The 22164-nt window shown below is 45.0% G+C and carries 24 protein-coding genes and 1 tRNA gene; 8 read left to right on the forward strand and 17 right to left on the reverse strand.

Going from position 1 to position 22164, the window contains the following annotated elements; genetic code table 11:
- The first annotated feature begins 29 nt into the window (after positions 1-29).
- Entirely contained in the window at positions 30-1895 is a 1866-nt protein-coding gene (locus tag QUA44_RS15850) for an ABC transporter ATP-binding protein (RefSeq protein WP_333252372.1), read from the forward strand.
- A 53-nt stretch (positions 1896-1948) separates the two neighbouring features.
- Here QUA44_RS15850 and QUA44_RS15855 read toward each other — a convergent pair whose 3' ends face one another.
- From QUA44_RS15855 to QUA44_RS15890, 8 genes are all read right to left on the reverse strand, one after another.
- The gene (locus QUA44_RS15855) at positions 1949-2461 is read right to left on the reverse strand and encodes a hypothetical protein (protein ID WP_333252371.1); all 513 of its coding nucleotides are present in this window, start codon (positions 2459-2461) and stop codon (positions 1949-1951) included.
- A gap of 211 nt (positions 2462-2672) precedes the next feature.
- The gene (locus tag QUA44_RS15860) at positions 2673-2951 is read right to left on the reverse strand and encodes a hypothetical protein (protein WP_333252370.1); all 279 of its coding nucleotides are present in this window, start codon (positions 2949-2951) and stop codon (positions 2673-2675) included.
- 483 nt (positions 2952-3434) lie between these two features.
- Entirely contained in the window at positions 3435-5054 is a 1620-nt protein-coding gene (locus QUA44_RS15865; protein ID WP_333252369.1) for a CHAT domain-containing protein, read from the reverse strand.
- A 189-nt stretch (positions 5055-5243) separates the two neighbouring features.
- On the reverse strand, positions 5244-5603 hold the full coding sequence (locus tag QUA44_RS15870; protein ID WP_445243670.1) for a tetratricopeptide repeat protein: 360 nt from the start codon (positions 5601-5603) through the stop codon (positions 5244-5246).
- A 103-nt stretch (positions 5604-5706) separates the two neighbouring features.
- The gene (locus QUA44_RS15875) at positions 5707-5886 is read right to left on the reverse strand and encodes a hypothetical protein (RefSeq protein WP_333252367.1); all 180 of its coding nucleotides are present in this window, start codon (positions 5884-5886) and stop codon (positions 5707-5709) included.
- Positions 5887-6698: 812 nt separating this feature from the next.
- Positions 6699-7061 (reverse strand): DUF5615 family PIN-like protein, encoded by a 363-nt coding sequence (locus tag QUA44_RS15880; RefSeq protein WP_333252366.1) that lies wholly within the window; start codon positions 7059-7061, stop codon positions 6699-6701.
- Entirely contained in the window at positions 7058-7393 is a 336-nt protein-coding gene (locus tag QUA44_RS15885; protein WP_332983727.1) for a DUF433 domain-containing protein, read from the reverse strand. The genes QUA44_RS15880 and QUA44_RS15885 overlap by 4 nt, the downstream gene beginning before the upstream one ends.
- A 363-nt stretch (positions 7394-7756) precedes the next feature.
- The gene (locus QUA44_RS15890) at positions 7757-8179 is read right to left on the reverse strand and encodes a hypothetical protein (RefSeq protein ID WP_333252365.1); all 423 of its coding nucleotides are present in this window, start codon (positions 8177-8179) and stop codon (positions 7757-7759) included.
- 288 nt (positions 8180-8467) lie between these two features.
- Here QUA44_RS15890 and gnd point away from each other — a divergent pair, with 288 nt between their 5' ends.
- Positions 8468-9922 (forward strand): decarboxylating NADP(+)-dependent phosphogluconate dehydrogenase, encoded by a 1455-nt coding sequence (gene gnd, locus QUA44_RS15895; RefSeq protein ID WP_333252364.1) that lies wholly within the window; start codon positions 8468-8470, stop codon positions 9920-9922.
- An 898-nt stretch (positions 9923-10820) separates the two neighbouring features.
- Here the strand turns inward: gnd and QUA44_RS15900 are convergent.
- Positions 10821-11132: an NAD-dependent epimerase/dehydratase family protein gene (locus QUA44_RS15900; protein WP_333252363.1), complete on the reverse strand. Its 312-nt coding sequence runs from the start codon at positions 11130-11132 to the stop codon at positions 10821-10823.
- Between the two features lie 438 nt (positions 11133-11570).
- Here QUA44_RS15900 and QUA44_RS15905 point away from each other — a divergent pair, with 438 nt between their 5' ends.
- Positions 11571-12068, forward strand: coding sequence for a restriction endonuclease (locus QUA44_RS15905; protein ID WP_333252362.1), 498 nt, complete (start codon positions 11571-11573; stop codon positions 12066-12068).
- Between the two features lie 72 nt (positions 12069-12140).
- Complete coding sequence (arfB, locus tag QUA44_RS15910; protein ID WP_333252361.1) at positions 12141-12554, forward strand: alternative ribosome rescue aminoacyl-tRNA hydrolase ArfB; 414 nt, start codon at positions 12141-12143, stop codon at positions 12552-12554.
- 39 nt (positions 12555-12593) lie between these two features.
- On the opposite strand, the gene QUA44_RS15915 is transcribed toward arfB, so the two are convergent.
- From QUA44_RS15915 to QUA44_RS15925, 3 genes are all read right to left on the reverse strand, one after another.
- On the reverse strand, positions 12594-12863 hold the full coding sequence (locus QUA44_RS15915) for a helix-turn-helix transcriptional regulator (protein WP_333252360.1): 270 nt from the start codon (positions 12861-12863) through the stop codon (positions 12594-12596).
- 236 nt (positions 12864-13099) lie between these two features.
- Positions 13100-13378 carry a helix-turn-helix transcriptional regulator gene (locus tag QUA44_RS15920; protein WP_333252359.1) on the reverse strand — a complete coding sequence of 93 codons (279 nt, stop codon included), beginning with the start codon at positions 13376-13378 and terminating at the stop codon, positions 13100-13102.
- 57 nt (positions 13379-13435) lie between these two features.
- Entirely contained in the window at positions 13436-13684 is a 249-nt protein-coding gene (locus QUA44_RS15925; RefSeq protein ID WP_333252358.1) for a helix-turn-helix transcriptional regulator, read from the reverse strand.
- Positions 13685-14050: 366 nt separating this feature from the next.
- Between QUA44_RS15925 and QUA44_RS15930 the strand changes: the two genes are divergently transcribed.
- From QUA44_RS15930 to QUA44_RS15945, 4 genes are all read left to right on the forward strand, one after another.
- On the forward strand, positions 14051-15049 hold the full coding sequence (locus QUA44_RS15930; protein WP_333252357.1) for a hypothetical protein: 999 nt from the start codon (positions 14051-14053) through the stop codon (positions 15047-15049).
- Complete coding sequence (locus QUA44_RS15935; protein ID WP_332970636.1) at positions 15021-15218, forward strand: hypothetical protein; 198 nt, start codon at positions 15021-15023, stop codon at positions 15216-15218. The genes QUA44_RS15930 and QUA44_RS15935 overlap by 29 nt, the downstream gene beginning before the upstream one ends.
- 398 nt (positions 15219-15616) lie before the next feature.
- The gene (locus tag QUA44_RS15940) at positions 15617-16090 is read left to right on the forward strand and encodes a hypothetical protein (protein WP_333252355.1); all 474 of its coding nucleotides are present in this window, start codon (positions 15617-15619) and stop codon (positions 16088-16090) included.
- Positions 16091-16103: 13 nt separating this feature from the next.
- Entirely contained in the window at positions 16104-16880 is a 777-nt protein-coding gene (locus QUA44_RS15945; protein WP_333252354.1) for a DUF1828 domain-containing protein, read from the forward strand.
- Positions 16881-17236: 356 nt separating this feature from the next.
- On the opposite strand, the gene QUA44_RS15950 is transcribed toward QUA44_RS15945, so the two are convergent.
- The 5 genes from QUA44_RS15950 to QUA44_RS15970 form a co-directional block, all read right to left on the reverse strand.
- Positions 17237-17310: transfer RNA gene (locus tag QUA44_RS15950), tRNA-Val, on the reverse strand.
- A gap of 86 nt (positions 17311-17396) precedes the next feature.
- Positions 17397-19385, reverse strand: coding sequence for a serine/threonine-protein kinase (locus tag QUA44_RS15955; RefSeq protein WP_333252352.1), 1989 nt, complete (start codon positions 19383-19385; stop codon positions 17397-17399).
- A gap of 327 nt (positions 19386-19712) precedes the next feature.
- Positions 19713-20159: an SRPBCC family protein gene (locus QUA44_RS15960; protein WP_333252351.1), complete on the reverse strand. Its 447-nt coding sequence runs from the start codon at positions 20157-20159 to the stop codon at positions 19713-19715.
- A 148-nt stretch (positions 20160-20307) separates the two neighbouring features.
- Complete coding sequence (zds, locus tag QUA44_RS15965; RefSeq protein ID WP_333252350.1) at positions 20308-21744, reverse strand: 9,9'-di-cis-zeta-carotene desaturase; 1437 nt, start codon at positions 21742-21744, stop codon at positions 20308-20310.
- 60 nt (positions 21745-21804) lie between these two features.
- A complete protein-coding gene (locus QUA44_RS15970) occupies positions 21805-22161 on the reverse strand; it encodes a type II toxin-antitoxin system PemK/MazF family toxin (protein WP_333252349.1) in 357 nt (118 codons plus the stop codon).
- Between the last annotated feature and the right edge of the window lie 3 nt (positions 22162-22164).

Consider the following 22164-nt stretch of genomic DNA (forward strand, 5'->3'; position numbering starts at 1 on the left):
TGACTAGACCCGACACCGACCCACAAATAATGCAACCTATCCAAATTACCACCTTCCAAGCTTTGCGCCGCAGCTTGGGCCTGATAATCAAAGCCGCACCAATAGAACTCCGAAATTTAATAATACTCAACATCATCGGCGGTGCTGCCCCATCTGCCGTGCTTTTTTTAGATAAATTAATCATTGATGAAGTATCTAGGTTGCTATCGCAAACCCAAACAGCACAGCCCTTTGCTTTGATGCTTTCCCGGCCAATATTGCTGTGGAGTATTGCCGGAGTCTTAAGTCTCAGGTTAGTCGGCGATGCCCTAGACACAATGGGCTCTTTTGTCTCGACATCTTTGCGCGATCGCGTTCAAGGCTTTGTCGAAGGAAAAGTCCTCGAAAAAGTCGCTAATTTCGACGATATTGCCCTCTTTGAAAACCCCGAACTATTAAATATAGTAGAACTAGCCAAAACGGGAGTATTCAAAATACAGCAACTAGCCTTTACCATCAGCATGACAGTCACCGGAATTTTTATATTTATTCCATCGATAGGCCTTGCTGCTGCAATAGCTTGGTGGGTGCCAGTGGTGATGTTGATTTCATCCTGTCCCTCAATTTACATCCAAAGAAAATATAGCAAAATCATCTGGAGAGTTCAAAGAAAGCAAGCTAAAATCAGCCGCGAGATGAACTTATCCGCTAGAGTTTTGACGGGCGAAGAATATGCTAAAGAATTGCGTTTGTTTGGCTTGCAGGAACTTTGGCTCAAACGCTGGCAGGATCAGTTTTTGCAATTTTTTAGCGAGATGCAGCAAATCCGAAAAAAAGGAGCAATTGTTTTACTTTTGTGGTCAGTGTTTAGTAGAATCGGAGTAGCTTTGCCATTTGTTTATGTGGTAATGGGAGCTTTGGGTGGTCGCTATACTTTGGGAGATTTGGCGCTTTATTCGGGTTTGATTGTTCAGGTGGAGCAAAGTTTGCAATTACTTATAGGCAATTATGCTAATTTGTACGATATTTCCCTCGGCGTTAGTCCAATTTTTCAACTGTTAGAACTCACACCAGAGTTGCAGTCTCCGCTTGTAGATGTAGCATCTCGGCTCCCTAGTTTACCAGAAGACGGGCAAGATTCCCGGCCCACAAAAGATAAAATTGGCATCGAGATTAAGCATCTATCTTTCTGCTATCCCGGTAGCAATAAAAGCACGGTTGAAGATATCAACTTAACGATTAATCCGGGGGAAATGGTAGTGCTTGTTGGTGAAAATGGCGCAGGTAAAACAACTCTTGGCAAACTCCTCGGCCGCCTGTACGACCCGACAAGTGGTACGATCGCCTGGAACGGTCAAGATTTGCGATCGTACTCCCTATCATACGTGCGATCGCGCATAGCAGTAGTCATGCAAGATTACGCCCGCTTCCCCTCCACAGTCCGCGAAAACGTCGGTTTCGGCGACTTGCTTTCCCTGTCGGATGACACCGCAATTAATCAAGCAATTTCCGAATCAGGAATCTCCGCTAAAGTCAACAGTTTAGACAAAGGTTTAGAAACACCCTTGGGCAAACAATTAGAAGACGGTATCGACTTATCCGGGGGACAGTGGCAAAGAATTGCGATCGCCCGCGCCCTCATGCGGCTTTCTACAGCCGAAGTCCTAATTTTTGACGAACCAACCGCCGCCCTCGACCCCAAGACAGAACACGAAATTTACAGCATCTTCCGCCAAATCGCCGTCGGGAAAACAACGATTGTCATCAGCCACAGATTGGGATTGGCCAAAATTGCCGATCGCATCGCCGTCATGGAAAATGGTAAAATAGCCGAAATCGGAACTCACGACGAATTGATCGCATCCAACGGAATTTACTGTTCCATGTTCACCCGTCAAGCTAGTAGCTACATTTAGAGTTAAACAAGGTGAATCCGCCGCTACCTAGAAAATCTTTTTCTTAGCAGCGACTACGACTTGGGGAATATTTTCCTTACCAGCCACAGGATAACTAATATCAGCCCCCCAAATCCTAAACCGAAAGCCAAACTCAAGACAATCGTCGCGGTGAAAGGATGAAGCGGGAGGGAAGAATCGGGTTGCCATTTAATGGGTGTATCTTTGATTAGAGGATAGGCTGCTGAAAAGATTTGGCCGCCGCCGATCGCAGTTCCGACAAAAAATATGATATTCTCAAGTTGGCGATCGCGATATTTCTCATTTTTTTCCTGTTGCGCGTCCAATTCCACCTGTTCGATTTCCACCATGCCGCGGATTGTGGAGATTGTCTGCTGGAACAAATCTTGATTGGCAATCAGGTAGTTTAAGTATTTTTGAATTTGACTTTGATATTTGCGATCGGACAAATCCCGAAACTTCTGCAAAAACTCTAGATTGTCACCTATGGACAAACCTGTAATTCTAGCATAAGCTTCCTCATAATTGTCAGTATTAATATCAGTCGTAATACTGAATTCTCCCAAATGCCGCAATTCCTGACCATAATGTTTGTCCGATGGATGCTTAAATTTGACTCGGTAGCAGGCCGCTTTGGGGATTTAATTGCTTTAAACTTGCTACTGAAATGGTATCATCATCTTTATAATAAAAAGTCAAGTCTGCGGTGTAGGTGTCGTGAATTCGTCTAGCCTCAATTGAGCCGTTGAGTTTGAGATTATACTGCTGAATAAGAGGCTAAAATTTTATAATTTTGCCATCTGTTAGCAATTTTTGATCGCTCAAGTTGGCATCTTCGCCCGCTGCATGATACTTTCCATCTTGGTAGCAGATGAGATTGTTTCGGAGGGATTTGAGTTCGGGAAAATCGAATTTTTCGCCGACATTATCGGCGAGGTTTTGCCAGAGATGTTCGGCATTTTGGGCTGTTTGTTGGTAGCCTTCGTCTCCGTCATTTCGCCGGTGGAAAGGATAGAGGGTGATGCTGGTATTTCTAATTTGCGGTGGTGGCTTCATAATCAAACTTTGTGGAATATACTGACATTATATCCGGTAAAATAAACATAATTTCGGTAGCTTGTCTGCAAGTTCGATAGTCCGATAGTCCGATAGTCCGACATTCCGACATTCCGACATTCCGATAGTCCGATAGTCCGACATTCCGACATTCCGACATTCCGACATTCCGACAGGGGTTAAAACCCCTGTCTCATAGCTAAAGTCGGTTTCAACCGACTGGGGAGATATTACAATGCTTGTTAAAAATTGTGTTCTTCAGTCCTCTTTGAGAGGACTTTTGCTATGAGACGGGGGTTTTTAACCCCCGGCGGACTTGTGGGTTAGCGTGGGATTTTGGACGCTGATGATTGTGGTGAATAATCGCAGGTTTGCGATCGCATTTCTATCGTTGAGTGGCGAGAAACCGGGTTTCTGCGACAATTTTTGATTGAGTACGAAAAATCTAGCAAGAAACCCGGTTTCTGAGATTCGCGACAGTATTTATGTTGGATTCTCAACCGATTCCGTCCCAGAATCACCGGTTTCAACCACCGAAACCGGCGGCCCAGACGGATATAGCCTCATCATATTATCCATCAGCACTTCCATAAACTCCCTCACAACTTTTTCCGGTGCATCGCCATCAGTACCACCAGGCCCAGCTTGCTCGATTTCGTTCTCTAAATTCTTTTCAATTTGCGATCTAGTTTCGCACCATGCCCGGATTTTTTCTGCTACAATCTGCACATTATCTGTTGATTCCACATCAAGCGCAGCTAAATCATTAACAAATAACTTCGGTTCCGATATTTTCAATAACTTAGCTAAACCCGCCCCAATCTCTTCAGATGTATAATTATCGGGTAGTGACATTTTTAGCCTCCTTAAATCTACTTGTTGAATCTCTAATGGTAAACTTTCGGTTTCGCCGATTAAGGTAAATGCAGCCCAGGCTATCGGACTGGGAAATCGTTCCTTTGTTGTTAGCATAGCATACCGCAACGCCGCCGCTCTGTTATCGCCTCGTGCTAAATTTTGGTAAAATTCAATCATCAGTAATTTGGCTGAAATTACTCCCATATTCCACAGGGAGACGATGATACTCGGTACTCCCGCGAGGATGAAACACCGCGATAGTCCGTTGACTCCATCTCCCGTGATTGTACCGCGGCCTGTGCTGCAAGCGCTTAATACTACGAGTTCGGAATTGAGTTTTAATTTGAGGATTTCGGCGGCATTCAGCGCGCCGTCGTCGTCTCCTGAAGCAGCTAAAATAATCGTGCCGGGAATGCCGGAACCTTGGAAATCGTCGAGGAGTCCGTGGGCGGATAAATGGACGATGCGGGTGTTTAGCATCTGGTCTAATATGGCGGCTTTGGTGGCATTTTTTCCGCTAATTGCTGCGGTTCCTAAAATCGCGGCTATGGCTTCGGCGGCTTCTTTTGCCCTCGATATTTGTCGGAGTTTGTAGGGGTTTTTTTGGAATTTTGCAGCAATAGTTGGATCGCCGACTATCAGGGCTGCTTGTCTCAATCCTTTGATGTTTTCTTGGTGTTGGCTGGTTTGTTCTAATACTTGGATGGATGGGGCGGTGAGGATGGTATGGTCTTCGATTAAGTAGCGGTTGTTGGCGGATTGCAGGGCCGTGAAGGGGACTAAAAATAGTTCGTAGTGGGGGATGAAGATGACGAGGGAATCGGGGTCAGTTGGGAGTAAATCGGCTATGGGTTCGATCAGGATTTGATGGAGTATTTTTAGTAAGCGGCGTTGTGTCTCTATACTAGAATTGGGCTCCATCTGAATTTTGTTGCCTTCATCATCGGTTTCATCAACTCCGATGGAGACGCGGGTTTTGAGGATGATTTGTTTGAGGGATAGCTTTTGTTGGTTGAGGGGTTCGAGGTTGGCGGCGCGATGGGTGATGTTGCCGTTTGGTTGGATTACCCAGATGTAAAGGTTGTCTGAATCGATAATCGAATATTCAACGATTGTGGAATTTTTCTGTTGGGCGATTTGTTGGACTCTGGGAATTGATAATGTACTTGTGACTTCGTTGGTTGCTAAGTCGGTTGTTAAGAGGTTTTCTTGCAATAATTCTGCGAAGGCGCGGGTACGACCCATTTCGGAGATTTCTAGGGCTTCATCAAATTTAGTTTGGGCGACTAGGACTTGTTGCAGGTTGCGATAGGCAGATACTTGGGTTTCAAAGATTGATACTTTGTGGTCATTGTTGACTAATTCAGACCGAAGAGTTTCCAGAATTATGATTGATTCACGAAGTTTTGCTTCTGCTTCTGCGAGTTGGTTATTTTAGAAAAAAATTAAACCTAGATTGTTCAAAAAAATGGCTTCTCCTTGGCGATCGCCTATTTCCCGTGAAATCTCTAAAGACTGTTGGCAAAAGTCGATCGCCCGATTGTACTGCCCTAGGGATTGGTAAGCATTGCCCAAATGGCCGAAGGCATGACCTTCTCCCACGCGATCTCCGATTTCCCGTTTAATCACTAAAGACTGTTGGTGAAAGTCGATCGCCCGATCGTACTGCCCTAGGGAATAGTAAGCACAGCCCAAATTGCCTAATGAAGCAGCTTCTTTTTGGCGATTTCCGATTTCCAGATAGATAGTTAATGCCTGTTCCCAAGACTGCAAAGATTCTCGAAATTGACTGATTTTATACTGCTGATTCGCTTATTTCAACAGTCTGTCTGCTTCCGCTTTTTGTTCAATTTTTGCTAGGAAATCGCCGACTCGTCGTGCTAATTTCTTCACCCAATTAAACATTGTCACCATCTCCTTTTTCTCTAAGATTATCTGCCACTTCTAGCATTGCCGCCACCAAGCCATCATCCAGCAAATCCGGGTGACTTTTCAATATCTGGGCTTCTTCGCCGGTGGGACAAGTTAGAAGTTGATTAATCAGGTTGAGATAGGCTGGTTGGCGTTCAGAGTTCATGGGGGAGTTAGGGGAAGGTTGAAGGGTGAAGGCTCAATTAAATTGCGATTGATTGATTATAGATTGAACTGGGATTAGCGTGGGTGGCGAGAAACCGGGTTTCTGCGACAATTTAGGTTAAGCACAAGAAATCTCGGAAGAAACCCGGTTTCTGAGATTAGTATGCGCTCTAATTTCCGCTGCGTGGCGAGAAACCGGGTTTCTGCGACAATTTGGTATATGTAGGGTGTGTCGCCATCGACAATCTCTGAAAAAGAGTAAAAATCTAATAGCGACGCACCTTACACATTGAGATTAGGATGGGTGGCGAGAAACCGGGTTTCTGCGACAATCTCGGCTGAGCACAAGAAATCTCGGAAGAAACCCGGTTTCTTAGATTAGCAGTCCAACCGGGCGATCTGTTTGTCCCGAAGTCCGCCGGGGATTTAAATCCCTGTCTCATAGCCAAAGTCGGTTGAAACCGACTGGGGAGATATGGCAATCCTTCTTCAAAAATTTGTCTTTCAGTCCTCTTTGAGAGGACTTTCGCTATGAGACGGGGGTTTTCAACCCCCGGCGGACTTGTGGGTTAGCGTGAGGATTTTGAGCGCGGGCGATTGCAGTGAATTATCGGAGATTTGCGCTCTAATTTCTTTAGTTAGGTGGCGAGAAACCGGGTTTCTGCGACAATTTAGGTTAACTACCAGAGATATCGCAAGAAACCCGGTTTCTGGAATTAGGGTGAGTGGCGAGAAACCGGGTTTCTGCGACAATTTAGGTTAAGTACCAGAGATATCGGAAGAAACCCGGTTTCTGGGATTGTGCGACATTTTTTACAATGGAATCCAATCCAACTTATCGATCCATTCTTCAGCCTCAGAAGTCTCCCAAACCATCACAATTTCCTCAGCCCACCTGCCTAAACTTGCACTCGGACGCACCCAAAAAAGTCCCCACATTTGTCCTCCTCCTGCCGCCCTGTAGTCTGCCAAATGTCCCGGAATACTTTTGCGATTATCCGTCACCAATAGTCGCTGCGACGATACCAAATACGTGAGAATACCTGGATCTAAAGTTCCCAATGGTGGTGCACCCAAATCACCCACCCGCAAAATATCTATTTCCGGTTGCAGGAGTAAAACAGCAGTCTTAAGTTTACTAGGCAAATTTTCATCTATTAAGAAACGAGTTTTCACTGAATTCTTAGTAACTCCTGTTCTCGTTGTGCTTTAATTAATCTCATACGTTTTACTACATCAGAAGGTTCTTTAGCCAACCATTCCTGATAACGTTCTTCCCGCCACCGGGCCAAGCGCAACATATAAGCATCCATCTGTCTGCGATTGTGCAGATAGTACGTGAGACTAGCGTAAATTTTCTCAAAGTTCAGACTTGGTAATTCTTCCAGAATTTGCTCTGGCGAATATCCGCTCAAGTAATATTTAATCACATCATCGATGCCAATCCGATGTCCTTTGATGCGGATATCATCGGGGTCGAGAAACTCAAAATAATCTTCTAGCTGCATTTGTTTATATCCCAACTCTTAAATTAATTATATCTCAATCGTTTTTGAGTATAACTTTTTTAGGAAAATTCTTGCTGGCGAGAAACCGGGTTTCTGCGACAATTTTCGGCTGAGTACGAGAAATATAGGAAGAAACCCGGTTTCTGGGATTAGTCCAGGTCGAATTCTATCGCTGCGTGGCGAGAAACCGGGTTTCTGCGAATAATCTGGGCTAAGTACGAGAAATAAGGGAAGAAACCCGGTTTCTGGGATTAGCTGCGTGGCGAGAAACTGGGTTTCTGCGACAATTTGGATTGAGTACCAGAAATAAGGCAAGAAACCCGGTTTCTGAGATTAGCCTCCATCCACACAAAGGATCGCAAATTACCTCCCAGTCAGCGTATCCGCATAAGGATCTGGCAAAGCTTGCTGCACCTCCAAAAGCGACAAAGAATCACCCGTCAACGGTTCGCTAATCAATTTTTTTTTTAGCTCATCCCCTCGCCTGTCGCGCTCTTGCAACTTCAGCAATTCCTCTTGATAAACAGCAACAATTCGCCCTAAACTCACCACCAAATCATCCCAATTTTCATCTCCTACCAACTTCTCAGAAATTCCCTCAAATAACTCTCCCGCCTGCCTTTTTTGAACATAAGCCTTCAAAAGCTTTCCCGACTTTTGCAAAACCGCCTGATAAATATCCCCATCCGACCACCACAGCCCCTGTTGACTCAGCAGCCAAGTTAAAATATACTCGCGAGCGTGTTGCTCCTTCACCCAGGCTGCCAGATACTGCAAATCTTCCATAATTACAACAGTCTCCTAAATTTTTCTCAAAATGTCCGTGTTTGTATCTATCGTTACTGCGATCGACTCAATATCTGTCTCATTATCACTCACCGATCTCTTTAATATCCCTTAAATCTTAAAAAAACCCTACTGATTCACCAAACATCAATTTTTTGAATATAGAAGTACACTTAAACCGACATCTTGTATCAAGCTCGGTTAACAAGCTTTCCGGCCTGTTCCACAAAGAGTAAATTCTTTCTCAGGTTGAGAAGGCTCTGAGTTTCCCACTTACCCAGTATTTTTATGACAAAGCAAAATTTTGGTTTAATCGGTCTAGCAGTGATGGGCGAAAACCTAGCCCTCAACGTCGAAAGCAGAGGTTTCTCCGTGGCTGTGTACAACCGCACAACAGCTAAAACCGACGACTTCATGGCAAAACGCGCCCAGGGCAAAAACATTGTAGCCGCCAAGACTCTCACAGAATTCGTCGATGTCCTAGAAACCCCGCGCCGCATTTTAGTGATGGTGCAAGCTGGCAAACCAGTAGATGCGGTTATCGACCAGCTCAAACCCATGCTGTCACCGGGCGACATGATTATTGACGGCGGCAACTCCCTGTACGACGACACCGAACGCCGCACCAAAGATTTAGAAGCAGCCGGACTGGGATTTGTCGGTATGGGCATCAGCGGCGGCGAAGAAGGCGCCCTCAACGGTGCTAGCCTCATGCCCGGTGGCACCCACGCTGCTTACGGCATACTGGAGCCGATTCTCGTCAAAATTGCGGCTCAAGTAGATGATGGCCCCTGCGTCACTTTCATCGGCCCTGGTGGCGCTGGTCACTACGTGAAGATGGTTCACAACGGCATTGAGTACGGGGATATGCAATTAATTGCTGAAGCCTACGATTTGCTCAAAAACGTGGCTGGACTCAGCGGCCAGGAGTTGCAGGAAGTGTTTGCCGAATGGAATACTACCGACGAACTCAACTCGTTTTTGATTGAAATTACGGCTAATATTTTCAAGTACATTGACCCGGAAACTAAGCAACCCTTAGTTGAGGTAATTATGGACGCTGCCGGTCAAAAAGGCACCGGCCGCTGGACTGTAATGAGTGCTTTAGAATTGGGCGTGAGCATTCCCACAATTATCGCTGCGGTGAATGCCAGAATCATGTCTTCTTACAAAGCAGAGCGCGTCAATGCTTCCCACGAACTGACGGGGCCTAGCACCAAGTACGAAGGCGATCCTAAAGAGTTTGTGAACAAAGTTCGCGATGCACTTTACTGCTCGAAGATTTGCTCCTACGCACAAGGTATGGCGCTGTTGAGCGCTGCTTCTAAGTCGTACAATTATGACTTGAGTTTGAGCGAAATTTCCCGAATTTGGAAAGGCGGCTGTATCATTCGCGCTCGGTTTTTGGACAAGATTAAAACAGCTTTCAAGGATGATCCTGCGTTGCCGAATTTGCTGTTAGCGCCGGAGTTCAAACAGAGCATTCTCGATCGCCAAACAGCTTGGCGCGAAGTGTTGTCTACGGCTAGCCTGCTGGGGATTGCTGTACCGGCCTTCAGCGCCTCGCTGGACTATTTCGACAGCTATCGGCGCGAAAGATTGCCGCAAAACCTCACGCAAGCTCAGCGCGATTATTTCGGGGCTCACACCTACGAGCGCACCGACAAACCGCGCGGCGAATTCTTCCACTCTGAGTGGACGCAGGCTGCTAAAGAGTCGCTGCAAACTGGTACTGCTGATTAATTAGTTTTTGTAGGGTGCGTTTCGGCGCACCTTACAAATTGCTCAGGGGTTGCAAATTGTTTTGACGTTTTTTTTCGAGATAGGTTTTAATATATTCGTCGTTAAAGAGCGATCGCCTGACTGTTTGAATAATACTTGAACTTGAGTACACAAAAAGCCCAAGTCCAAGTTATTCAAGTTCAAAGCAAAGATTACCGGGAATCAAAACAATTCAACCAGCACTCGATCCCCACCTATCAACCGTTTGCTGCAAACCCTCTCGGTAGGTGGGATAGCGTGGAGTCCACCCAAACTGCTTGCGGAATGAGTCGCCCCCAACGGTAGTAGAAAGGTTTAACAAATCCACTTTGGTTTCAGCAGTTAAGGGTGGTCATCTGGCAAAAGGCTGAACTAAGTAAATCAACGTAATTAAAAGTAAAACTATCTCCATCTGCATATGTTAGAACCCCGAATTCTTAAAGAAGTCGGGGTTCTGGGTATTCTGTTTGTTGAGGTGGGCCTACTTACAGGCTATCAGGCTATTCTGTTTTAGGATTGGACCGGACGCGTTGGCGAAGACCAAGAACCAGCCTACTATTGAGTATACTAACACTAATTTACTCTTGGGGAGAACTAGCTTAATTTTGTCTATAACTCTTTTCATAGCTTTTTTCCTCCTTTTTCGTTAGTGGGAGACTGGGTTTTCCTTTTCCGTAGCTCAATAGCCACATAAACAAACGCTCTAGAAATATGCGCCATGCTCTTAGCCTTCGCCAATTCATCCCTCCCTTCTGGGAAGAAGCTTTTGGATCTCAGAGATTAACGAACCTATACACTTATTTTAGAATGGTTTTCATGGATTGACTAGCGATTGAGTAGCGTGATAACCGAACATTGCTAGCGGGAAATAATTGGTAATTTAAGCTTCTGTAAACCACTTGTTGAGGGGTGACAACTCTTGCCCATAGCTTAGCAGCGTATTTGCCACTTGCGGGGTCACGTTCACCACCAGATCTGCATTGGCGAGCAGAATCGCATCCCTGAGTTCAACAGCATTGGATGAGTCAGTTTCTACCGCGATTCCGCCGTGGGAACGCACAATTGCTGCACCATCTTTGTCCTGCGTCAATCCAGTTACTTTGTGTCCCTGCGCTACAAACTGCCGGACGGTTTCTTGTCCGAGTTCAGTATCTGCGCCTGTAATGACAATGCTCAGCTTTGTGTCTGTCATGTATTTTGATAACGTGTCTTCTATATGCTTACTATTTCTGACCGCAGTGGCGCGACCCTCTATTGATAGAAAAAGTAGTTATTTTAGAGATCAGTTGCTGGTAATTTTTCTACTGAATACCCCGATCCTCGGCTTATTAAAGAAGTCGGGTATCTAAAATAGACCTCTTGCAAAATAATTTTATGCTATAATCAAAGGTTTGGCTTAAGTGGAGCAGATTGCAGGTTATATCAGCACTTGACAATTATGAGTTAGCTCTGGGGTCTCAAACTCAAAACCTTTAATTGTAACATAGATTTTTTTTGCAAGAGGTCTAATAAGACGATTTTATGTTGAATTTATCAGTAATTAAGATCACAATGTGCTTGTGATCTTGGTAGATAACTATACTGAGGAAATCTGGTATGGTAAATAATCCTTTTAAATAAATGTAATATTATGTGGCCTTTTATAGTAGGAGGCGCTGCCGTTGCAGTTGCTATTGCAAAATCGGTAGTTGATAGATGGAAAGAAGAAGAGAAAGAAGAAGAGAGAAAAGAAGAAGAGGAAAAAAAACGTTTATTAGACAGTGGCATTTGGGAAGTAGATGAAATGACAGGAAAAGAGTTTGAAAGATTTCTAGATGTCCATTTTAGAAATTTTGGTTATGGTGTTACTTTAACTCAAGATAGTCAAGATTATGGGGCGGATTTAATTTTATACAAAGATGGAGCAAAAACCGTGGTTCAAGCGAAAAGAAGCAAAAATCCCGTTGGGATTAAAGCAGTTCAAGAAGTAGCCGGAGCCGTCAGACATTACAACGGAAATAAAGGAAGAGTCATCACCAACAACAGATTTACTGAAAATGCTTACAACCTTGCTGAATCTAACGACATAGAGTTATGGGATAGAAAAAGACTCATCGAATTCATCCTGACAGCTAAGAATTGTAAATAACTTATCTACCCAAGTAAGTTATATATAAAAGATGCACTGCTTTCCCGGTATCTTTAATTTCACTTATTCATCATGTTACTAATTTCTAATACTGTGTTCATTCCAAATGGCGAAATCGAGATTAGTGCCATTCGATCTCAAGGCGCGGGCGGGCAAAATGTAAATAAGGTGGCGAGTGCTATTCACCTGCGCTTTGATATCCCCGCTTCCTCATTGCCCGATCGCTACAAGCAGCGTTTATTGCTAATCAGTGACCAGCGCATCACCCAAGAAGGCGTGATTGTGATTAAGTCTCAGGAACACCGCAGCCAGGAACAAAACCGGGAGGAGGCTTTGAGACGGCTGCAAGAGTTGATCAAAAGTGCGATCGTCATCCCGAAAAGGCGCAAACCCAGCAAAGCCACTCGTAGTTCCCAGCGCAAGCGTCTCGACAGCAAAACCAAGCGGGGGCAGATTAAGGCTCTGAGAGGGAAAATTACGGATTGATCGTTGAAAGTGCGATCGACCTTTTTGACTTTTTAGTTATCACTCAGGATTTGGTGGGCCTAAGTCATTCGGTAAGTCATTAAGTGTTTTTCCGAGAGCTTTGCACAGGGCTTTCATTTGAGCAATTGTCAGTTCGGGTTCGTCTAGTCCTCTTTCCCAGTTACTGATTGCTTGTTGACTTAGGGTTTTTGCGCCCGTTTTGTCGGGAATTTGTTTTGCTAAGGCCGATTGCGATAAACCAACAGCCTCCCGCAAGATTTGCAGTGCTGGTATATCTTTGGACTCTTGAGTTTGTTTCTTTCGGGGCATATCATAGGAGATTTACAAGCAAACTTGTTGACAACTTAGAGATTTACAAGTATCCTTGTTAAAGATAGAGACAACAGAAAGGCCGCTGCTTTAGCCGGACGGTGGAAACGTTTTGGTTTATAGCGAGCTGCCTTATTTGTAGTTTCTACCCATTATGCCTGCATAGCCTTAGTATTTTCCGGGCTTGGGTGCATGACTCAAGCCCCTTTCCCTAGAGATGGACGAACCCCTGCGGGTTAGTTGTCTTTCGGAGAGGGCGCGAGACTTGGTAAGTCATCGGGAATTTTAGTTACGTCTAATCCCAAAAGCTCAAACATAGTTTTTAGAGAAACTTGGTACAGGTTAGCCATAGCAAGTATGTTTTCAGCGTTAGGTAGAGCCTTGCCTAATTCCCAGTCAGCTTGTCTTCGCTCGGAAATTCCGATTTTTTCTTTAACTTGAGGGCGTGTTAGTCCAGCTTTTTCTCTGAGTAGTCTCAATGGAGACTTCTCCTTTTCTTGTAAATCTTCTATCATAGGACGAAATATTCATGATGTAAACGTCTTAAAAAAGACGGTGATAAGACGTAAACTTCATGTTGGTAGGTCGTCGGGAATCTTGGCTACGTCTAATCCCATACATCTAGCAAGTGTTTTTAGTGGTACGCCTAGCTCCCGCGCCAGAGCAATAGCTCGATCGAAGCGAGGAATGGCTTCTCCTCGTTCCCAATCGCCAATAATGCGAATTCCTACCCCCATTCGACGACTAAGTTCGGGTTGGGTCAAATTTGCACTTTCTCTCAGGTTTTTCAAGGTTATCGTTTCTCGATCTTCAGCTTCCATTAATTATAGCATTTAATTGCTAGCAGAATAGTGCTTGACAAAGTTTGCATCTGGCACTAAACTGCTAGTAGACACACAAAACAAAGGCGACTGGGCAAGCCAAACAGTCAAAATGCAGGTTTGAATAACCGCCTTATTTTTAGTGTCTATTAATTGTGCACCTGCATACCCTTAGTATTTTTCGGGCTTGGGTGCATACCTCAAGCTCCTTTCCCTCAACGCGCCCGGAGGTGATGCGATGTAAAAGGTCGATCGACCTACAGCACAACCCAACTCAAAATTGTATCAAAGATCCCGACCAAAACTTCAACTTTGCGATCGCACGACTTCCGTGTTATCGTTCCCTTTCTCGACCCCTTCCCGATCATGACCACATCTACCGACAACTTCTACCTAGGCGATGTCTCCTCCAACTTTCACTTTGCAGGCCCGCTGCTAGACTTTGAAGAAGAAATCCAGAGTCAATCTCCCTTTCACGATTTAGACTACCTCACCGGCGAAATTAAAAGGGGATTCCTAGACTACGTGCGTCAAGGAATCATGCTGGACGCGATCCGAAAACTGCGATTGTACAAAGGCAAGTTCAAAACTTTCAAAATTTACTGCGAACAAGCATTAGGCAGACAGTATTTTTACTGCACCCAAATTATCAAATCTGCTGGGATTTGCCTGCGCTTAATTAAAGCCGGATTTGAGATTTTGCCAAGCTGCGTTGCTCAAGTTGTCCCCTTGTTCAAACACGCAGTCACCGACCAATACGGCGACTGCGCTTTACAGGAAAAGTGGCAAGAAGTTGTTGATGTCATACCCAAAGAAAGGATTACCGCCGTAACTATAGCCGAAACTGTTGACAATAATCCCAATCTCCGGCTAAAACAGATTCGGATCAAAACCGACACCTACGCCCTTTTAACCAAAAAAGCCGCCGCAGCGGGAATGTCAATTTCGGAATTCTTGGCGAGGTTGGTTGACGAATACAATCCCAGAAACCTTGAGCAGCCGGCGGAACATACTCCCGAACAAGAGGAGATTTTAGACCAATTGGACGCGGAGTTTAAGAAGCCCGCAGCGGAACAGAGTTCAATTTCTGTTCCAACCAAAGTTAAATCTAAAGGTTTTGGAGTGAAAATTGAGCCTAAAGGTGGTACAAGGGAAGTGAAGGCGAAAAGTTCGGAAGGTAAAGTAAAAGCGAAAAGCTCAGAAAGTGAAATTAAGCTGAAAAATAAGCAAACTGAAATCCCAGCCGAGAAACTATCCAATTTATTTAAGGAAAAAAATCATGAAGTCATCTGCCCAAAATCCAATCATGCGTCAACTGAAACTCATGGAGGCTCAATTGAGCGAGATTCATTGCCAACTGATTAAAGCCACTGTGTTGAATTGGTGGCAAATCGTTTTGCCGGATGGACAGAAGATTGCGATCGAGCACGCGGGCAGCGGACACTGGATTTTTCGGGCTAATGGGCTTGAGAAAGCTCATCCTGAAGTGCGGCTAGCGGTGTTAAGGGCGATCGCTGAAGGCTGTCGTCGATAGGTTACGTTTAAGGACACGGTGCGATGCCGTGTCCCTACTGGGCGATGGGATTTGGTATGGTTTGGGGATGCTGGGGGTTATCGGCTAGGGCAAATGTTACCGCCTGCTGGTGGGGAGATCAAGTCAGAGTCGATTCAGTTGTGTCGGGCTTGTTATGGGCAGTCGCCTTGTCATAGAATTGAGTGGTAGTTAAAGAAAACGCAGGGGTGCGATCGGCATAAGTTACGCTTGCTGTCGGAGTGTCCCAACAGTGGGGCGAAGTTTAAGATTCCGGCGCTGTGGGTAGATGGGTGGTGTCAGAAGTGTTTTATGACGTTTACAGAAATGGTAAATTGGCAAAAGCCTATGGAAAATCAACCTCAAAACTAAAGTTTTAACTTGTTCAATGCAGTAATTTAGTGGCTAAATACTCAGACCTAGAAATTAATAATCTCATAGGTGAATCCAAGCCTTTACCTTTAAATTGGCAATCCCAGATTCAGCTTAAAGAGGCAGGTGTTAGCAAGAAGGGTGATTTAGATATTAAGGGAGTTGATGGAAACAAGTTTCGTATAATTTTACGTCAAAGCCGTCTGAATCTATTAGATTTTTCGATAATTATTGGAGTTTATCCTTCAGGTTCTAATAAACTTTTTCACTTAAGACGGTACGATGGAAAAAGCCATGAACATACTAATCCGATAGAAAAAGAAAGATTTTATGATTTCCACATACATAAGGCGACAGAGAGGTATCAAGACTATGGAACTTGTGAAGAGGACAAATATGCTGAACCTACTGATAGATTTTCTAATTACGGAGAAGCTATTGACAGTTTAATAAAGGATTGTGGCTTTGAGTTACCTGATGATCCTCAACGTAGCCTCTTTTAAATAGGTGGAGAAAATGACTACTGACGCGATCGAGCGGGAGTTTAAACAAAAAGTATGTGAAGAATTACGCCTTGCCGAAGAAGGTAAGGATAGATTTCGCATATTTACGCCCTTCCGATTTGATGATGGCGATCATTTAGCTATTGTTTTGAAAAGAGAAAAAAATCAATGGTTGCTATCTGATGAAGGTCATACATATATGCACCTAACATATAGATTTAATGAGTCTGATTTAGAAAGCGGTACACGCAAAGAAATTATTGAAAATTCGCTAGCTGAATTTCAGGTAGAAAATAGATATGGAGAATTTATAGTAAAAATTGAACAGGGCGAATATGGAGATGCTTTATACAGATTTGCCCAAGCTTTATTAAGGATTTCTAATGTGAGTTATTTGTCAAGAGAAAGAGTTAAGTCAACTTTTTACGAAGATTTTAGAACATTGATAGCTGAGAATGTTCCTGAAGACAGATATGTATTTGAATGGCACGATACGCAACATGACCCAGAAGGTTTTTATAAAGTAGATTGTCATATTAATAATATGGCAACTCCTTTGTGTATCTACGCGCTACCAAATGATAATCAAGTGCGTGATGCAACTATTTCTCTGTTTCAATTTGAGAAATGGGAAAACTCTTTTTATCCTATTGCTATTTTTCAGGATGCGGATAAAGTGAGTAATAAAGTTTTAAAGAAATTTTCTAAAGTATGCGACAAACAATTTCCTAGCTTACAAGAAAATCGCCTGGAAATTGCTAACTATCTTCGGGAAGTTCTCTCGCTTTAAATAAGTCATTGAGGATTCACTGGTACTTAAAACTTTAGGTATCTAAAGAATAAAACTTTTTTCTCCGCTTCAGGTTACTTGTCTTCGCATAAGCTGGAGATTTATCATCAACCGTCGCCAGGGAATTCAAATCTAAATTCCCATAACTGTCATCAAATTTATCAAAATATCCGAATTCGCTAAGCTGCCCTTTTGTCATAGTCCATGTTAAATCGTCTCTCAGTCAGCCACGATTTGAAGTCTGGGTCGTCAGTCAATTTGCGATATACTTCTGTATTGTCGAAGTCGATCGCCCTTACCACACTATCCAACACCAAAAACAATCGGCACCCGCTACCAGAGCGGGCTTTAAAATATGGACGCAACTGGACTCGAACCAGTGACCCCTACGATGTCAACGTAGTGCTCTAACCAACTGAGCTATGTGTCCTCACGAATTTATAACTTAGCACAACATTCGATCGCCTGTCAAGCATAAATATAAAATTTTCCCAGCAGACACCCGCAGCCACCGCCCTAATTCCCAATCCGCCAAATCTTAACAGTTCGATCGCCCGAACCGCTAGCCAAACACCCATCAGCACCAAACCCCACCGACAAAACCTCCCCCCCGTGCCCCGTCAGAAGTTCCAGCAAACCCCCCGTCGCCGCATCCCACAAATAAATCGAACCATCCCGACTCCCCGTCGCCAAAACCCGACCATCCGGGCTTAACGCCACACACAAAACATCCCCAGAATTGTCCCTCATACTCCGCAGCAGCCTACCTCGCCCGTCAGCATCCACCCGCCACAGCTTCGCCGTACCATCCCGACTCCCCGTCGCCAAAACCCCCCCAGCCCCCCCTTGAGAAAGGGGGGAGATAGAAGAGGAAGTTGCTGCAAAGGCGATCGCCCGCACCCAATCCCCGTGCTCTGCTAAAGTACAAATCGATCGACCATTTTGCCAATCCCACAACTGCACAGTCTTATCCCGACTACCACTAGCCAAAAACTCCCCACCAGGACTAAAAGCCACCGCCTCCACCCCACCAGCGTGACCACTCAAAACCGACATCGGCCTACCCTTATTCAAATTCCACAACTGCACAGTCTTGTCCCGACTACCACTAGCCAAAACCTGACCGTCGCGACTGAACGCCACAGCATAAACCCGATCCTCATGACCGCGCAAAGCGTACCACCACTTACCCTTATTCAAATCCCAAATTTGAATAGTTTTATCCCGGCCGCCGCTAGCCAAAGTCGCACCATCAGGACTAAACGCCACACAAGTCACCCAGTCAGAATGACCCGTGAGAGTGTACCACCGCTTACCCGCCTCCAACTTCCACATCTCAATCGTCTTATCCTCACTCCCGCTAGCTAAAGTCGCGCCGTCGGGACTAAAAGCTACCGACGTGACAGCCTGGGAATGACCTACCAGAGTGTGAACGCACCTCCAAGTAGGCGCGCGCGTCGGCACAACCCGCTGCATCGGTGGCACGGGTATGATTGTGCCTGCAACCGTTGGCGGTACGGCATTCTGCACCGCAGGCATCCTCTGCGGCGCGGGAATTGCAGCAGCTACCGGAGTCGGGGGAATTTGCACAGCCGACTGCTGCGGCTGCAAATCTTGGAGAACTTCAGCTACAGATTTGTAACGGCGACTGAGACTTGGTTCGATCATTTTGTCGAGAATGCGACTTAATTTCGGATCGATTTGAACCTTCAAAAAATCTCGCCAAACCCAAACATCTTGATTGATATCGAACAAATCAAACGGAGATATTTGAGTCAGCAAATAAATGCAAGTTACGCCCAAACTGTACAAATCGCTCGCATAAACCGCTTGACCTCTAATTTGTTCCGGCGCGACGAATTCGGGCGAACCGATGACTGTACCAGTTTCTCTCAAACCTTCCACAAGTTTGGCAGCGCCAAAATCAACTAAAACTAATTCCCCGGTTAATGTTGGGTAAGTATAAATAATTGGAGTTTGAGAAATGCGGCGGCGGATAATATTGGGCGGTTTAATGTCTCGGTGAATTACACTGCGCGAGTGCACGAACTGCAATACTGGTAGTAAATCATTCAGCATACCTAGAATTTGACTTGCGCTGACAGGCCCAGTCCGCGCCAATTCTTGCTGTAAATTCTCACCTTCTATAAATTCTTGCACCAAATACTGATAGCGTTCCTGCTGAAAGTGCGCCAGCAATTCGGGAATTTGCGGGTGTTTCCCCAATTCGTCCAGCCTCACGGCTTCTCGGTTGAATAATTCTGCTGCTTTTTCGCTGCTGCTGGTTCCTTGGGATAGCGGGAAAAACTGTTTGATTGCACAGCGCGGTTTTGAGGGTTTGTCTTCGTCTACTGCTAAAAAAGTGCGGCCGAAACCGCCACGCCCCAGGGGTTTGATGGCGCGGTAACGCTCTCTCAGCAACAGTTTGGAGCCGCAACTCAGGCAGAATTGAGTTCGATCGGCATTTTGCGGGTTTTGACAGGCGGGGTTGAGGCAATAACTCATAACTGAACCGGGAAGCAATCAGCAGCATATCTCTATGATACTGAGGCAATACCAAATCCGACTTAAATACCCTCTTGATTTCTTAGTCCGCGGAGGCGGACATCGTTTGTGTAGTCGCGGTTTCAACCGCCGAGTCTGATCTGAGGCAATACTAAATCCGACTTAAATATCTCCTTGATTTCTTAGTCCGCGGAGGCGGACATCGTTTGTGTAGTCGTGGTTTCAACCGCCGAGTCTGATCTCTCGCGTTACAATTAAAATTAAAGGACTCAATTCCTGACTACAAAGCAATTTCCTGTTTGTAGTCAGGACTTCAGTCCTCAGAATTCAAGATGTCGCCTTAACTTTCAAAGCATACTCTTTAAACCTTTCCAAGTCAGCCTGAATAGTCGATTCAACAACTCGCCCTACAAATGAATTGTCCATCAATGTTGCCAGCCAGCCGGGAACTCCATAGGCCACCGTCAGTTTGACAATGCTGCTGTTTTTGCGATCGTAAAATCGCACCGCACCACGATTGGGCAAACCGTCTACCGATTCCCACTGAATTATCTGATTCGGCACTAATTTGACAATCCGAGAAAGCCAGCTAAATTCTAACCCGCCCGTTGCGAGTTTCCAGCGCGACAATTCTGGATCTTCTTCGAGAATACGAACAGATTCTATCCATTTCATCCACCGTGGCATTTGCTCTAAATCAGACCAAAGTTCCCACGATAATTCAATAGGAATTGCCACTTCTACTTGTACGCTATGTTCTAACCAATTAGTCATTCTATTTTAGATTTTAGATTTTAGATTTCTCATTTGTTGTCAAGTCTCGATCCCCCTAAATCCCCCTTAATAAGGGGGACTTTGAGAAGAATCTTGTCCCCCCCTTATTAAGGGGGGTTAGAGGGGATCGAATCGAGAGGACTAATGACTAATGCCTGTAAGCTTCGAGAATTACCTTGGCCGCTTGATGCCCGGAAAGTGTCGCTCCTTCCATACTATCAATATAGTCTTGCTGAGTGTAACTTCCTGCTAGAAAGAAATTGGCGATCGGAGTTTTTTGAGCAGGGCGGAAAACATCCATTCCTGGTGCTTCGCGATACAAAGATTGAGCCAACTTAACTACACTGTACCAAGTCATGTTTAATTCCCGTGCTGAGGGAAATAAATCCTGAACTTGCTTGAGTACGTGTTGGGCGATCGCCTCATTGCTTTGTTTGATAAACGGATCCCCCGGTGTCAGAACCAATTGCAACAGAGAACCTTGTCCTTCTTTATAATAATCCTTGGGACTTGTTAGTGCCAAATCTGCAAAACAAGAAAAATCTGCATCTGCTGAATATAGCAAATTATCGATGCCTACAGCGTGGCTCAACTGTTTGCGCTTGGCTTCATCTTCCAGTTCCGTTACCCAACCGTCGAACCGTAATTGTACAGTAGCAACCGGCACCGTATCTAACTTATAAATGTTGTCAAATTCCGACCACTTTCGCCAAGCTGGGGGCAATATTTTCTGAATTCCAGGAACGTCGCAGGCGAAAACGTAAGCGTCTGCGGTGATATTTTCTTCTGTTTCGCCGTTAGCTACTACCAGACCTGTCACGCGCGTTTCTTCGGCTTCTTGAAACTGAATTTCTCGAACTCTGCGTCGCGTGTAAATTTTGGTTCCTTTGCTTTCCAAATATGCCACAATTGGTTTGTGCAAATATTCGTTGGGAGAACCGGCTAGCATCCGCATGACAGAGGCTTCGGTTTTTGTAGCAAAGAATTGGAAGATTGTCAACATACACCGGGCAGAAATATTTTCGGTGTCGATGAAACCTAGTGCATAGGCGATCGGATTCCACATTCTTTTGAGCGAGTTTTGGTTGCCGCCTTGACCCCGGAACCAGTCAGCAAAGCTAACTTTATCTAAATTGCGGATCGTTTTCATCGCTCCATCAAAGTCGATCAAACCTCGGACGATGGGGCTAGTTCCCAGGGCGATCGCATTTTGAATTTTGTCTTGTACGGATAGCTGAGATGTCGTGAAAAACGCCTTCAAACCGTGCAACGGAGCACCCACCGGAAAGCGAAAATCTAAAGAACCGGTTTCGCCGCCTCGATTTATAAAAGTGTGGACGTGATCTTTGAGGAGCAAATCGTCAAAAGCTCCCACTTTTTTCATCAGAGCAAATAAGTTATAATAGCAGCCGAAGAAGACGTGTAAACCCATTTCAACATGATTACCGTCGGGATCTACCCAACTGCCGACTTTGCCGCCGACAAAGGGGCGGGATTCAAAAATTTCTACTTCGTGGCCAGCATCAACTAAATCGACTGCTGTGGTCATTCCAGCCAGTCCCGCACCTGCGATCGCAACCCGCATTTTACCTATCCTTTACAGTGTTTTTACAAATTGTAACAAAATTTAGAATTTCCGAAACATTCAAAGTTCATAAATGCCGATCGACACTTGTACCCCTCTCTGAATTCTTGCCAAAAAATCCGCACTAATTTCACCGTAAGGGCCTTGTTCCAGATAAGTTTTTTGGACTGCTAGAATTTGCTCGCAGACAGCGAGTGAGTCCGATTCTAACCCTCCTACACCCGCAGGAATCACAATCCGAGTCGGAGTTTCCCCCACGCTCAAATCGCTAGTAAAAGGCACAATCAGTACAGTGCGGCTTAATTCATTGCGGCTATTTATGGAAACGACAGCAACAGGACGTTTTTTGGTATCTCCTATCGCTCGCAAAGCTCTCACAAGATAAACTTCGCCTTGTTGCGGATAAGCTTCTGTCATTGT

This window comes from Microcoleus sp. N9_A2, from assembly GCF_036701775.1.
GTDB lineage: Bacteria > Cyanobacteriota > Cyanobacteriia > Cyanobacteriales > Microcoleaceae > Microcoleus.

What these genes read in the sequence shown, in the direction of transcription:
- QUA44_RS15850 (WP_333252372.1), top strand. Translation starts at nt 30, where the DNA reads ATGCAACCTATCCAAATTACCACCTTCCAAGCTTTGCGCCGCAGCTTG.
- QUA44_RS15860 (WP_333252370.1), bottom strand. Translation starts at nt 2,951, where the DNA reads ATGAAGCCACCACCGCAAATTAGAAATACCAGCATCACCCTCTATCCT.
- QUA44_RS15865 (WP_333252369.1), bottom strand. Translation starts at nt 5,054, where the DNA reads ATGGGTCGTACCCGCGCCTTCGCAGAATTATTGCAAGAAAACCTCTTA.
- QUA44_RS15875 (WP_333252367.1), bottom strand. Translation starts at nt 5,886, where the DNA reads ATGAACTCTGAACGCCAACCAGCCTATCTCAACCTGATTAATCAACTT.
- QUA44_RS15885 (WP_332983727.1), bottom strand. Translation starts at nt 7,393, where the DNA reads ATGCAGCTAGAAGATTATTTTGAGTTTCTCGACCCCGATGATATCCGC.
- QUA44_RS15890 (WP_333252365.1), bottom strand. Translation starts at nt 8,179, where the DNA reads ATGGAAGATTTGCAGTATCTGGCAGCCTGGGTGAAGGAGCAACACGCT.
- gnd (WP_333252364.1), top strand. Translation starts at nt 8,468, where the DNA reads ATGACAAAGCAAAATTTTGGTTTAATCGGTCTAGCAGTGATGGGCGAA.
- QUA44_RS15900 (WP_333252363.1), bottom strand. Translation starts at nt 11,132, where the DNA reads ATGACAGACACAAAGCTGAGCATTGTCATTACAGGCGCAGATACTGAA.
- QUA44_RS15905 (WP_333252362.1), top strand. Translation starts at nt 11,571, where the DNA reads ATGTGGCCTTTTATAGTAGGAGGCGCTGCCGTTGCAGTTGCTATTGCA.
- arfB (WP_333252361.1), top strand. Translation starts at nt 12,141, where the DNA reads ATGTTACTAATTTCTAATACTGTGTTCATTCCAAATGGCGAAATCGAG.
- QUA44_RS15915 (WP_333252360.1), bottom strand. Translation starts at nt 12,863, where the DNA reads ATGCCCCGAAAGAAACAAACTCAAGAGTCCAAAGATATACCAGCACTG.
- QUA44_RS15920 (WP_333252359.1), bottom strand. Translation starts at nt 13,378, where the DNA reads ATGATAGAAGATTTACAAGAAAAGGAGAAGTCTCCATTGAGACTACTC.
- QUA44_RS15925 (WP_333252358.1), bottom strand. Translation starts at nt 13,684, where the DNA reads ATGGAAGCTGAAGATCGAGAAACGATAACCTTGAAAAACCTGAGAGAA.
- QUA44_RS15930 (WP_333252357.1), top strand. Translation starts at nt 14,051, where the DNA reads ATGACCACATCTACCGACAACTTCTACCTAGGCGATGTCTCCTCCAAC.
- QUA44_RS15945 (WP_333252354.1), top strand. Translation starts at nt 16,104, where the DNA reads ATGACTACTGACGCGATCGAGCGGGAGTTTAAACAAAAAGTATGTGAA.
- QUA44_RS15955 (WP_333252352.1), bottom strand. Translation starts at nt 19,385, where the DNA reads ATGAGTTATTGCCTCAACCCCGCCTGTCAAAACCCGCAAAATGCCGAT.
- QUA44_RS15960 (WP_333252351.1), bottom strand. Translation starts at nt 20,159, where the DNA reads ATGACTAATTGGTTAGAACATAGCGTACAAGTAGAAGTGGCAATTCCT.
- zds (WP_333252350.1), bottom strand. Translation starts at nt 21,744, where the DNA reads ATGCGGGTTGCGATCGCAGGTGCGGGACTGGCTGGAATGACCACAGCA.
- QUA44_RS15970 (WP_333252349.1), bottom strand. Translation starts at nt 22,161, where the DNA reads ATGACAGAAGCTTATCCGCAACAAGGCGAAGTTTATCTTGTGAGAGCT.